Origin of the sequence: Gayadomonas joobiniege G7, assembly GCF_000300815.1 — a bacterium.
GTDB classification, from domain to species: domain Bacteria; phylum Pseudomonadota; class Gammaproteobacteria; order Enterobacterales; family Alteromonadaceae; genus Catenovulum; species Catenovulum joobiniege.
Genome location: NZ_AMRX01000001.1, coordinates 1 through 13,587 on the forward strand (window position 1 = coordinate 1; position 13,587 = coordinate 13,587).

Annotated in this window: 8 protein-coding genes and 3 rRNA genes; 1 reads left to right on the forward strand and 10 read right to left on the reverse strand. The window is 44.4% G+C overall.

Annotated elements, in window-relative coordinates; genetic code table 11:
• Positions 1–49: 49 nt before the first annotated feature.
• The 3 genes from rrf to C727_RS0100015 form a co-directional block, all read right to left on the reverse strand.
• A 5S ribosomal RNA gene (rrf, locus tag C727_RS0100005) occupies positions 50–163 on the reverse strand.
• A gap of 100 nt (positions 164–263) precedes the next feature.
• A 23S ribosomal RNA gene (locus C727_RS0100010) occupies positions 264–3,137 on the reverse strand.
• Between the two features lie 266 nt (positions 3,138–3,403).
• Positions 3,404–4,931, reverse strand: a 16S ribosomal RNA gene (locus C727_RS0100015).
• The 16S, 23S and 5S rRNA genes sit together here, the layout of an rRNA operon.
• Positions 4,932–5,433: 502 nt before the next feature.
• Between C727_RS0100015 and greB the strand changes: the two genes are divergently transcribed.
• Positions 5,434–5,907, forward strand: coding sequence for a transcription elongation factor GreB (greB, locus tag C727_RS0100020; RefSeq protein ID WP_017443571.1), 474 nt, complete (start codon positions 5,434–5,436; stop codon positions 5,905–5,907).
• A gap of 48 nt (positions 5,908–5,955) precedes the next feature.
• Here greB and acnB read toward each other — a convergent pair whose 3' ends face one another.
• The 7 genes from acnB to C727_RS0100055 form a co-directional block, all read right to left on the reverse strand.
• Positions 5,956–8,553, reverse strand: coding sequence for a bifunctional aconitate hydratase 2/2-methylisocitrate dehydratase (gene acnB / locus C727_RS0100025; RefSeq protein ID WP_017443572.1), 2,598 nt, complete (start codon positions 8,551–8,553; stop codon positions 5,956–5,958).
• A gap of 132 nt (positions 8,554–8,685) precedes the next feature.
• Complete coding sequence (locus tag C727_RS0100030; RefSeq protein WP_017443573.1) at positions 8,686–9,093, reverse strand: HIT family protein; 408 nt, start codon at positions 9,091–9,093, stop codon at positions 8,686–8,688.
• Between the two features lie 238 nt (positions 9,094–9,331).
• Positions 9,332–10,618, reverse strand: coding sequence for a tetratricopeptide repeat protein (locus C727_RS0100035; RefSeq protein ID WP_017443574.1), 1,287 nt, complete (start codon positions 10,616–10,618; stop codon positions 9,332–9,334).
• 11 nt (positions 10,619–10,629) lie between these two features.
• Positions 10,630–11,235: an energy transducer TonB gene (locus C727_RS0100040; RefSeq protein ID WP_026052469.1), complete on the reverse strand. Its 606-nt coding sequence runs from the start codon at positions 11,233–11,235 to the stop codon at positions 10,630–10,632.
• 4 nt (positions 11,236–11,239) lie between these two features.
• Positions 11,240–11,647: an ExbD/TolR family protein gene (locus C727_RS0100045; protein ID WP_017443576.1), complete on the reverse strand. Its 408-nt coding sequence runs from the start codon at positions 11,645–11,647 to the stop codon at positions 11,240–11,242.
• Positions 11,648–11,663: 16 nt separating this feature from the next.
• Positions 11,664–12,191, reverse strand: a complete 528-nt coding sequence (locus tag C727_RS0100050; RefSeq protein ID WP_155949137.1) for a MotA/TolQ/ExbB proton channel family protein — start codon at positions 12,189–12,191, stop codon at positions 11,664–11,666.
• A 1-nt stretch (position 12,192) separates the two neighbouring features.
• Positions 12,193–13,578: a MotA/TolQ/ExbB proton channel family protein gene (locus tag C727_RS0100055; protein WP_017443578.1), complete on the reverse strand. Its 1,386-nt coding sequence runs from the start codon at positions 13,576–13,578 to the stop codon at positions 12,193–12,195.
• Positions 13,579–13,587: the final 9 nt, after the last annotated feature.

Consider the following 13,587-nt stretch of genomic DNA (forward strand, 5'->3'; position numbering starts at 1 on the left):
GCAGGTATAAAAAAAGCCCTGAGTATTCACTCAGGGCTTCGAAGGAGAAGCCTGACGGTGTGCTACTCTCACATGGGAAACCCCACACTACCATCGCCGCTATTGTGTTTCACTTCTGAGTTCGAAATGGATCAGGTGGTTCCACAATGCTATCGCCGTCAGGCATAAACTGGTCACAATCTTGATTGTAGTTTTAAATTTGTTCGCTTTATTCTGTTTTTCGCTTTCGCTTCGAGTTTAACCCAATAAACATTTGGCGTTGTATGGTTAAGCCGCACGGGCAATTAGTATTGGTTAGCTCAATGCCTCACAGCACTTACACACCCAACCTATCAACCTTGTAGTCTACAAGGGCCCTACAGGACCTCTAGGGTCTGTGAAAACTCATCTTGGGGCTCGCTTCCCGCTTAGATGCTTTCAGCGGTTATCGATTCCGAACTTAGCTACCCGGCAATGCTCTTGGCAGAACAACCGGAACACCAGAGGTTCGTCCACTCCGGTCCTCTCGTACTAGGAGAAGCCCCCCTCAATTCTCAAACGCCCACGGCAGATAGGGACCGAACTGTCTCACGACGTTCTAAACCCAGCTCGCGTACCACTTTAAATGGCGAACAGCCATACCCTTGGGACCGACTTCAGCCCCAGGATGTGATGAGCCGACATCGAGGTGCCAAACACCGCCGTCGATATGAACTCTTGGGCGGTATCAGCCTGTTATCCCCGGAGTACCTTTTATCCGTTGAGCGATGGCCCTTCCATTCAGAACCACCGGATCACTATGACCTGCTTTCGCACCTGCTCGACGTGTCTGTCTCGCAGTTAAGCTGGCTTATGCCATTGCACTAACCGTACGATGTCCGACCGTACTTAGCCAACCTTCGTGCTCCTCCGTTACTATTTGGGAGGAGACCGCCCCAGTCAAACTACCCACCAGGCAGTGTCCCTGACCCAGATGATGGGCCGAGGTTAGAACATCAAACATACAAGGGTGGTATTTCAAGGATGGCTCCACAACATCTAGCGACGCTGATTCATAGCCTCCCACCTATCCTACACATGTAGGTTCAATGTTCACTGCCAAGCTGTAGTAAAGGTTCACGGGGTCTTTCCGTCTAGCCGCGGGTACACTGCATCTTCACAGCAAGTTCAATTTCACTGAGTCCCGGGTGGAGACAGCGTGGCCATGATTACACCATTCGTGCAGGTCGGAACTTACCCGACAAGGAATTTCGCTACCTTAGGACCGTTATAGTTACGGCCGCCGTTTACCGGGGCTTCGATCAAGAGCTTCTCCATATGGATAACCCCATCAATTAACCTTCCGGCACCGGGCAGGTGTCACACCCTATACGTCTTCTTTCGAATTAGCAGAGTGCTGTGTTTTTAATAAACAGTTCCAGCCACCTGGTTACTTCGACCACCTCTCGCTCCAGACGTTAAGCCTTTCACAATAACGTGGCGTACCTTCTCCCGAAGTTACGGTACTATTTTGCCTAGTTCCTTCACCCGGGTTCTCTCAAGCGCCTTAGTATTCTCTACCTGACCACCTGTGTCGGTTTGGGGTACGGTTTTTATTGACCTGAAGCTTAGAAGATTTTCCTGGAAGCCGGGCATCAACTGCTTCGTATCCGTAGATACTCGTCTCAGTTCTCAGTCTTAAGGGCCCGGATTTGCCTAAGCCCTCAACCTACAACTTTTCACTTGGACAACCATCGCCAAGCCAGTTTAGCCTTCTCCGTCTCTCCATCGCAGTCAATAAAAGTACGGGAATATTAACCCGTTTCCCATCGATTACGGCTTTCGCCCTCACCTTAGGGGCCGACTTACCCTGCCCTGATTAGCATGGGACAGGAAACCTTGGTCTTTCGGCGAGCGGGTTTTTCACCCGCTTTATCGTTACTCATGTCAGCATTCGCACTTCTGATATGTCCAGCATGCTTTACAACACACCTTCATCCACTTACAGAACGCTCCCCTACCACTTAATCTAAGATTAAATCCGCAGCTTCGGTTACCAATTTAGCCCCGTTACATCTTCCGCGCAGGCCGACTCGACTAGTGAGCTATTACGCTTTCTTTAAAGGGTGGCTGCTTCTAAGCCAACCTCCTAGCTGTCTAAGCCTTCCCACATCGTTTCCCACTTAATTGGTATTTGGGACCTTAGCTGGCGGTCTGGGTTGTTGCCCTCTTCACGACGGACGTTAGCACCCGCCGTGTGTCTCCCGGATAGTACTCACTGGTATTCGGAGTTTGCAAAGGGTTGGTAAGTCGGGATGACCCCCTAGCCTTAACAGTGCTCTACCCCCAGTGGTATTCGTCCGAGGCGCTACCTAAATAGCTTTCGGGGAGAACCAGCTATCTCCCGGCTTGATTAGCCTTTCACTCCGACCCACAAGTCATCTCCTAACTTTTCAACGTTAGTGAGTTCGGTCCTCCAGTTGATGTTACTCAACCTTCAACCTGCCCATGGGTAGATCGCCGGGTTTCGGGTCTATACCTTGCAACTAAGCGCCCAGTTAAGACTCGCTTTCGCTACGGCTTCCCTATTCGGTTAACCTCGCTACAAAATATAAGTCGCTGACCCATTATACAAAAGGTACGCAGTCACTCCGAAGAGCTCCCACTGCTTGTACGTACACGGTTTCAGGTTCTATTTCACTCCCCTCACAGGGGTTCTTTTCGCCTTTCCCTCACGGTACTGGTTCACTATCGGTCAATTGGGAGTATTTAGCCTTGGAGGATGGTCCCCCCATCTTCAGTCAGGATATCACGTGTCCCGACCTACTTAATATGTAAGCTTAAGTCTTTCGCATACAGGGCTGTCACCTGCTATGGCCAAACTTTCCAGAATGTTCTGCTGGACTTAATCTTATCGGCTGCACCGATTTCGCTCGCCGCTACTTTCGGTATCTCGGTTGATTTCTTTTCCTCGGGGTACTTAGATGTTTCAGTTCTCCCGGTTCGCTTCTTAATGCTATATATTCACATTAAGATACCCTAAAAGGGTGGGTTGCCCCATTCGGAAATCTATAACTCATGCGTCTTTTATCGACTCGTCATAGCTTATCGCAGATTAACACGTCCTTCATCGCCTCCAATTGCCAAGGCATCCACCGTGCACGCTTAGTCACTTAACCATACAACCCGAATGTTTATCAGGTTATACAATAAGCACCATCGTTTATTGAATACTTGGTCTTGCTTGATCAAACTCGTTTCAGTTTTAAATTGAACAAATTTAATTCTCTATTAGAGATATTTACTACAATCCAGATTGTTAAAGAGCAGGTGATTGATATCACTGCAAAATGATTAACATTCACTTTGCGCTGATATCAATAGCTTTATATTTAGTAACCCATTATTTATCTGTGTGAACACTCAGCACTTTAAATAGCATCGTTAAGGAGGTGATCCAGCCCCAGGTTCCCCTAGGGCTACCTTGTTACGACTTCACCCCAGTCATGAACCACAAAGTGGTAAGCGCCCAATGTTAAGCTACCTACTTCTTTTGCAGCCCACTCCCATGGTGTGACGGGCGGTGTGTACAAGGCCCGGGAACGTATTCACCGCAGCATTCTGATCTGCGATTACTAGCGATTCCGACTTCATGGAGTCGAGTTGCAGACTCCAATCCGGACTACGAACAGCTTTAAGGGATCCGCTTACTCTCGCAAGTTCGCTTCCCTCTGTACTGTCCATTGTAGCACGTGTGTAGCCCATCCCGTAAGGGCCATGATGACTTGACGTCGTCCCCACCTTCCTCCGGTTTATCACCGGCAGTCTCCTTAGAGTCCCCAACTAAATGCTGGCAACTAAGGATAAGGGTTGCGCTCGTTGCGGGACTTAACCCAACATTTCACAACACGAGCTGACGACAGCCATGCAGCACCTGTCTCACAGTTCCCGAAGGCACAAGCATATCTCTACGCTCTCCTGTGGATGTCAAGGGATGGTAAGGTTCTTCGCGTTGCATCGAATTAAACCACATGCTCCACCGCTTGTGCGGGCCCCCGTCAATTCATTTGAGTTTTAACCTTGCGGCCGTACTCCCCAGGCGGTCTACTTATCGCGTTAGCTGCGCTACGCACGTCTTAAAGACACACACAGCAAGTAGACATCGTTTACGGCGTGGACTACCAGGGTATCTAATCCTGTTCGCTACCCACGCTTTCGCACCTCAGTGTCAGTAATGGGCCAGGGGGCCGCCTTCGCCACCGGTATTCCTTCAGATCTCTACGCATTTCACCGCTACACCTGAAATTCTACCCCCCTCTCCCTTACTCTAGACAGACAGTTCTGGATGCACGGCCGGAGTTGAGCTCCGGTTTTTCACAACCAGCTTATCTATCCACCTACGTGCGCTTTACGCCCAGTAATTCCGATTAACGCTCGCACCCTCCGTATTACCGCGGCTGCTGGCACGGAGTTAGCCGGTGCTTCTTCTGCAGTTAACGTCACAGATGATGGGTATTAACCAACACCCTTTCCTCACTGCTGAAAGTGCTTTACAACCCGAAGGCCTTCTTCACACACGCGGCATGGCTGCATCAGGCTTGCGCCCATTGTGCAATATTCCCCACTGCTGCCTCCCGTAGGAGTCTGGACCGTGTCTCAGTTCCAGTGTGGCTGATCATCCTCTCAAACCAGCTAGAGATCGTCGCCTTGGTGAGCCATTACCTCACCAACTAGCTAATCTCACTTGGGTTCATCTCGTCGCAAGAGCCTAAGCCCTCTTTAACCCGTAGGTATTATGCGGTATTAGCCATCGTTTCCAATGGTTATCCCCCACAACGAGGCAGATCCCCAAGCATTACTCACCCGTCCGCCGCTCGACGCCGAATAGCAAGCTATTCTCGTTTCCGCTCGACTTGCATGTGTTAGGCCTGCCGCCAGCGTTCAATCTGAGCCATGATCAAACTCTTCAAAAAAAGTTTTAATCTTTGCTTCAATCGTACTGAATTGACTGTTTAGTCACTCAATCAACTGAATAATTTTTTGTCTATTCAAATGATGCGAGTGCCCACACAGATAAATAAGGTTACCAAATTTTTAAAGAACATTTTGCTTGAGCGGTTGTTTTAAACTGCTCAAGTGAGGCGCGCATTTTACGCTTCTCAACTTGCTTGTCAAGCCTTTATTTTCAATCGTTTAAAACTTTTTAGTTTGAGCCGATTGGGCTTAACTTGCGTCGCTTTGCTTCCCGGCGTTTGTTGCCGTGTCGCTGCGTTGTGGGGGCGCATTATAGAGAGATATTAAGTGCCGTCAATGCTTTTTTAGTAAAAATAATCAAATTAATTTTGTTCGTTTGTTTTTTGCACGATACGTTCAAATATACGCCGATTCTCCTGTTATTTTTACACTCCTTGTTTGCCAGTTGACCAGTCACTATTTTATTATTCGCCGTTAAAGCAAGACTTGGATATAGATAACATGAAAAATAAACTGGTTACCCGCCGCGGTTATAACAAATTAAAAGCTGAACATGATGAGCTATGGTTTAAAAAACGTCCTGAGGTGACCAAAATTGTCACTTGGGCAGCTAGTTTGGGTGATCGCTCGGAAAATGCTGACTATCAATACAATAAGCGCTTATTAAGACAAATAGACAGGCGTGTTCGCTATTTACGTAAGCGCTTTGAAGAATTCCAAATAGTCGATTATTCACCGCAACAAGAAGGCCGTGTATATTTTGGCGCTTGGGTCGAAATAGAAAATGAGCAGACACAAAATAAACAACTGCAAATTGTTGGTGTGGATGAAATATATGACCGTAAAGACGCGATCTCTATCGACTCTCCGATGGCAAGAGCCTTGATAAAAGCGCAAATAGATGACGAAGTAATCGTTAAAACCCCTGAAGGCAGCTGTCGTTGGTACGTAAATAAAATCTGGTATGAAAAATAAAAACCCGGCAAATGCCGGGTTTTAGTGTCATCTATTCAACCTATCCGTTTAGGCTGGTTGCTGAACAATCACTTTGTCTGCTTTTTCTGTGTAAGCATCCATTAAGTGGAAGTTCAAATAACGATATGTATCAGCAGCTGTCGCATCAATTTCTTTTGCATACTCTAAATATTCATCTGCGGTCGGAATGCGACCTAAGATAGAACCCACTACTGATAATTCGGCGGATGCTAAATAAACATTTGCACCTTTACCTAATCGATTCGGGAAGTTACGAGTTGATGTTGACAGTACTGTGGCACCGTCTGCTACCCGGGCTTGGTTACCCATGCACAGTGAACACCCTGGTGTTTCAATACGCGCACCCGAACGACCAAAGATACTATAATAACCTTCTTCAGTTAATTGAGCCTGGTCCATTTTAGTGGGTGGAGCAACCCATAACCGTGTTGGGATTGTGCCTTTGAACTTATCAATGAGTTTACCCGCTGCGCGGAAGTGGCCGATATTCGTCATACAAGAACCAATGAAAACCTCATCAACCTTATCACCCGCAACATCCGATAAAGTTCTTGCGTCATCTGGATCGTTCGGCGCACATAAAATTGGCTCTTTAATTTCGGCTAAGTCAATTTCAATGACTTCAGCGTATTCAGCATCTTTATCCGCACGCATCAGTGTTGGATTAGCTAACCACTCTTCCATTGCTAAAATTCGGCGTTCGATTGTGCGCACATCACCATAGCCTTCGCTGATCATCCACTTAAGCATAGTGATATTAGATTTCAGATATTCGGCAATTGATTCTTCGCTGAGGTTAATTGTACAACCACCAGCACTACGCTCTGCCGATGCATCTGATAATTCAAACGCTTGCTCTACCGTTAAGTGCTCTAACCCTTCGATCTCTAAAACTCGGCCAGAAAACGCATTTTTCTTACCTCGTTTTTCAACGGTTAATAAGCCTTGTTTAATGGCGTATAGAGGAATCGCATGGACTAAGTCACGCAAGGTGATACCAGGCTGCATTTTCCCTTTAAAGCGTACTAATACAGATTCTGGCATATCTAACGGCATAACACCTGTCGCGGCAGCAAAAGCAACTAAACCAGACCCCGCAGGGAATGAAATACCTAAAGGAAAACGAGTATGGGAATCACCACCAGTACCCACAGTGTCTGGTAATAACATGCGGTTTAACCACGAGTGAATAATGCCATCACCAGGACGCAATGAAACACCACCACGGTTCATGATAAAATCAGGTAATGTGTGGTGTGTATCAACGTCGACTGGTTTAGGATAGGCACTGGTATGACAGAATGACTGCATCACTAAGTCAGCAGAAAAACCTAAACAAGCTAAGTCTTTTAGCTCGTCTCGAGTCATTGGGCCTGTGGTATCTTGCGATCCCACAGTCGTCATTTTGGGTTCACAGTATTGTCCAGGACGTACACCTTCAACACCACAAGCTTTACCAACCATTTTTTGTGCTAATGTAAAACCTTTATCATTGGCTTCGACAACTTCTGGACGTTTAAAGACATCAGACGGTTCTAAACCTAAAACTTCCCTTGCTTTATCTGTTAACCCGCGCCCAATGATTAATGGTATACGACCACCGGCACGAACTTCGTCTAAAATAATGTTCGATTTATAATCAAAAGTGCTGATAACTTCATCGGTGCCATGACGTTTAACACATTTTTCAAATGGATAGATATCAATCACATCACCCATTTCCATTTTATCAACGTCTAATTCAATTGGCAAAGCACCTGAATCTTCCATCGTATTAAAGAAGATAGGTGCGATTTTACCACCTAAACAAACACCACCATTTTTTTTGTTTGGTACATATGGGATTTCTTCACCCATAAACCAAAGCACTGAGTTAGTCGCAGATTTACGTGACGAGCCTGTACCGACAACATCCCCTACGTAAGCTAAAGGGAAACCTTTTTCTTGCAGCGCTTCGATTTGTTTAATTGGACCGACTTCGCCGGGTACATCGGGCTCTATTCCTTCACGCTCATTTTTTAGCATAGCAAGCGCATGCAATGGAATGTCTGGACGAGACCAAGCATCCGGCGCTGGAGATAAGTCATCCGTGTTCGTTTCGCCTGATACTTTAAAAACAGTGACCGTAATTTTTTCAGCGATTTCTGGTTTGCTCGTGAACCACTCAGCATCAGCCCATGACTGAATCACAGCTTTCGCTTCAGTATTACCAGCGTCTGCTTTTTCTTTTACATCATGAAATGCATCAAACATTAATAAAGTTTTTGATAATGCTTTGCCTGCGATCGGCGCAAGCTTGTCATCATCTAACAAGTCTATTAATGGCTGAATGTTGTACCCACCCAACATAGTGCCTAATAACTCTGTTGCTTGCTCCGCAGTGATAATTGGTGAACTGGTTTCGCCTTTAGCTATCGCAGCTAAAAAACCAGCTTTTACGTAAGCGGCATCATCTACCCCAGGCGGTACCCGGTTTGCAATTAGCTCATAGAGAAAATCTTCTTCTCCTTGGGGGGGATTTTTTAACAGCTCAACTAGTTGTGCTGTTTGTTCCGCATCCAGTGGCTTAGGAACTATGCCTTGTTCTGCACGTTCAGCGACGTGTTTTCTATATGCTTCTAACACAGTCTTTTCCTCTAAATTGTACTTAAAATTTACGATTCTTACTTTATGCTATCAAGTATAAGTGATGCTTCACAAATTAATAGCTTGCTCATTGTTTACTGCAAAATACCGATCATAAGGCTGCTTTATGAATTAAACACAAACTGCGTGCCGCAACAGTTGAATACGTTGCTGTGCTTCTCCTTCATGATAATGGTTAACTGGCAAATTTCCCCACACCGGCGCTGGCCAGGCGGGATCAATAACATAGCGCCCGACAATATGAATGTGTAACTGACGTACCATATTTCCGATCGCAGCTGTATTTAGTTTATCTGGCGAAAATTGTTTTTGAATGATTTTGCTGACTAAGTTAATTTCATCCATCAAGATTGCTTGCTCGGTCGCCCTTAAGTCAACAATTTCATCTACCATTTCAACTCTAGGCACGAGTATTAACCAAGGCACACTGCGATTATTCATCAATAAAAGTTTACTTAACTCTAAATCAGCAATTTCAAAACATTCTCGTTTCAAACGAGAATCTAACAGAAAACTCATTATAAACTCCACTCGAAATGAATAAATATTGCAAATAAAGCTGCTAAATTAAGCCTTACAAGGGCGCTGGATTGTTAGAATTATTGTATTGAAAAAAGATGCGCTACGATAACTAATCGTCTTAGCTAGCTTAGAGTATTTCGAAGCAAGATGCGAGCTTGAAAACTTTAATGAAGCAAAAAATGTAACAAAAAAGGCGCCGTAGCGCCTTTTAATCATAAACAAATAAAAGCTAAGTTTAGGCTGATATATCGGCCATCGCTTTTGCATTTTGTTGTTCTTTAGATACGTATTTTTTCCATTGTGTTGCCATGGCTTTGCTTGACTGGTGCTCAGCGGCAACGTCTAACGCTTGCAATGATTTATCAAACTGTTTTAAATTGAAATAAGCCATGCCTAGCACAAGCTGGGCTGTGCCTTGGTCTTTTAAATTTCCTTTTTCTAAAGCTCGTTTAGTGGCAGCAATGGCTTCTTCATATTTTTCCATATTCAGATAGGTTTGGCCGAGTTGCGCATCTAAATTGCCATCTTCTGATTTTTCTGCCGCTTTAGCTAATACAGGAACGGCTTCTTCATCATTTTTTGACAAAGTATAAGCTTGTGCTAAAAACTGCAGGTTTTTAACACTATCTTCAACCACACCCTCTTTAATAGCTTTATCTAATAATACTGCCGCTTTGTATGGTACTTGATGGTAAACATACAATTGAGCAAGTGTCAGGATGTCACTACGTTTGGTGATAAAACCTTGCTGATAAGCGACTTCCATCATCGCTAACTGCTTTTTCTCTAATCCTATCTCGCCATATAAACCCGCTAACTGGATCCAATATTCAGGTTTGTTAAATAAACGAACTAGGGTTTCAGTCACATCCGTTACTGCAGCTGGATCTTTGAGCGAATAATAAATCGCACGCTGCAAAACAAACAGACTTTCTTTTGGTGTTTCACCACCATCTGAAATAATTTTTATCGCCTGTTTTAACTCAGCTAATGCGTTTTCATATTCTTTTAACTGATAATAAGCTTGTGCTTTAAGTACCATAGCGTTGGTATTATCCGCATCACCACCGGCTTTCACCCAACGTTCCATCATCTGGATGGTTTTTTGGTAGTTTTCTTGCGACATATGTAACTGCGCTAAACTGTATAAAGTACTCTTACGCAAACTCTCAGGTATAGCCTCTTCAGCAACAACTTTTTCAAAGCTCTCGATCGCTTCTGGAACACGCTCCATGTTGTAATAAATAAACGCATAAAAGTTATTCATCATAGCGATTTCATAACTATTCATTGAGCTACGTTTACTATTTACATTATCCAGCGCTGCAATCGCTTCGTCTGCCTTGCCTTCATCGGCTAATTTTTGAGCGCGTGCGAGCTGCTCATATACTTTCGAGCGCATCGCTGGTACTTTTACTGTGTTTGGCTTTGCCGTGTCATCAGCAGCAAAGGATGCGACTGGCGCACTACCTAAAGTAGCGAGTAATGCCATCAGCACAAGTTTTTTTGAAATATGCATCATTGTCTCACCCGTTAGTCAATTTTAAAGGTAATCCGGTTTTGAACCCCAGCTACTTCAACTGGTTCACCGTTTACAACCCTTGGCTTATATTTAAATTTCGCCGCTGCTTGCAAGGCTGCATTATCAAAGATATTTGCCGGCTCTGCTTCAACTACTCTTGGGTTAACCACTGTACCTAGCTTACTCACGGTAAACTCAACGATAACATAACCTTCAATACCACGTTGTTGAGCACGTCTTGGATAAATCGGCTGCACTTTAACTATGGGTAAATATTCTCCATCACCCGATTCTAATGAAAGTCCACCCTCTAAACCAACATCTGCCTCTATATCGGCGCCAAAATCATTGCTTACCGCATTTGCATTTGGATCAGGTGAATCCATTTGCGGTTGCTCCATTGGCGGTGGTGGCTCTTGTGGTTTAGGTGGCTTTTTCGGTTTTCTGTCCTTTTTTTCTGGCGACGACTCTTTTTTAACTCTCACAAAATCCAATACGCTGCCACGAGGTGGCTCAGTTAGAGCCCCTTCCCCGCTTTGAATCAGCGACTGCATTCCGTAGAAGATAAAAAAGGTTATCACTACAGATAAGGCAATTGCGATTATATATCTAATCATAATATTAGTCGTTCGCCGCTATTGAAACATCGTAAGCGCCTGCTGCTCGAGACGCATCCATGACTTTAATTAAAGTTTCTACATCCGCTTTTTTATCGGCCTGAACAACCACCGAACCTTGCGGGTTTTCTGCTTTTAAGCGCTCAATATTTGCTTGCACTGCGCGCACATCAACGCGGCGCTTATCAATCCAAATTTCCCCTTTGTCGCTAATTGCAATAAGTATATTTGCACGTTCTTTTTTAACGGCCGTTGGTGCATCCGGGCGGTTAACATCAATACCAGATTCTTTGACAAATGATGCGGTAACGATGAAAAAGATAAGCATGATAAATACAACGTCCAGCATTGGCGTCATATCAATAGTCTGCTCTTCTTCTTCCATGATTTTATTTAATGGACTTGCTCGCATAATTAATAACCTTGTATTAGTGATCCATTGTTAAATGATCTTCTAGCAACTCAGCTTCACGCTTCGCGGTACGGTTTAACCAGGTTTGCGCAAATACACCGGATAGTGCGCCTACCATACCGGCCATTGTTGGAATTGTTGCTTTCGAAACGCCTGATGCCATAGAACGCGCACTACCTGTGCCAGTGATGGCCATAACATCGAATACTTCGATCATGCCTGTTACCGTTCCCATTAGTCCTAATAAGGGACATAAAGCGACTAAAGCCCCTAATAGCATCAAGTTTTGATTCAATTTATTGTTCGCGCGTGAGATAACTGCTTGTCGAATCTGGTGCGCGTTCCAGGAGGTTCGCTCCCGGCGCGCTTCCCAAGAATCACGAATGCTTTTTTCATATTGTTTATAACCAAATTTAAGAAAAGCGATTCGCTCGAATATCAGTATCCACATCACGAAGATCAGTGCCGCAATCCACTGCAGTACATTACCGCCAGTTTCCATGAAACTTTGAATTGCGTCCATCATTTCGAATAAAGTGTACACCTTATTCTCCTTGTTTTGCTTCGGCTTCAGCTCGTTCTGCAATAATACCTGTGCTCTGCTCTTGTAAGATAGAAATCAGACCACGGCTGCGAGTATTTAATATGGTGTAAAGTAACAGTGTTGGTATAGCAACAACCAAACCTAATACTGTTGTCACCAAGGCTTGTGAAATACCACCAGCCATTAATTTAGGGTCACCTGTACCGAACAAGGTAATGGCTTGGAAGGTATTAATCATACCCGTTACTGTCCCTAATAGACCTAATAAAGGAGCAACCACTGAGATGATTTTAATAAAGGTTAAATACGCTGAAATCTTAGGCACTTCACGTAAAATCGCTTCACTTAACTTAAGCTCCAAAGTCTCGCTGTCAGCATCTGGGTTTTCAGATTTAACAGCCATAACACGCCCCAGGGCATTGTCTTTGCGTGGTGTTGGATCTTTTAGCTGACGCTTGATCTTGCCACCAATCAATGAAAGTGCAATAAATCGCCAAATCGCAAGTAATACACCAACGGCGCCAACCGCTAAAATAACATAACCAACTGTACCACCTTGTTCAACGCGCTCTTTCATGTTAGGCGCTTGTACTAATAAACCTAAAATAGAACCACCAGTTGGATCTAATGCAAAAGGTACGATTTCACCATTGGCTTCTTGTACATTTGATGCCGTTTCTTGATAGCGGTCTACAGGTTGACGACCCAGCTCAGCCAATGAACCTGTCTGTTGAACAAACTCTAAAAATTTGCCATTTGAGACTAGGTTAAATGAACCAACTCGGACCACTTCTTGCTCAGTTTTGGTCCCGGTTTCAGCTGAAACGACAGGGGCGTTAAAACGGACAACTTTACCTGACTCTGTCATTTCACGTTGTAATTCAAACCATACTCGCTCAATTTCTTCAACCGAAGCAAGTTTAGAGCTTTGCCCCATTTTTTGCGCCAGCTCGTCTAAAAATACTTCTCGGTTAGGAAATTGAGCTGAAATGATTGAAGTTTTAAATTTACCTTGTAAGTCACCAGAAACTTGCTGTAAAACACCAAATAGCTCCTTTAATGAACCCATACGGTTATTTAAGGTATCGCTTAAGTCGGCTAAATGAATTTCGTTTTCTTCAAACTTTGTTTCTAAATTTTCACTTCTCTGGACTAACTGATCGCGTCGCGCAGCTGCGTCGTTGAGCATTTGCACTTGCTGATCTTTTTTCGCCATGAACTCGGCTTCGCGCTGAGCATTTTGTTTGTTTTGAAATAATTGACCTTGCTCAAGCTTAGTTAATAACTCATCTAAGTTAACCGGATTGTTTTCTGCTGCAAATGCCGAGCAAGCCATGACAGTGCTCAATGCGACTGTAGCAATTGTATTTTTTATCATTTTATTCATCTTATTCAA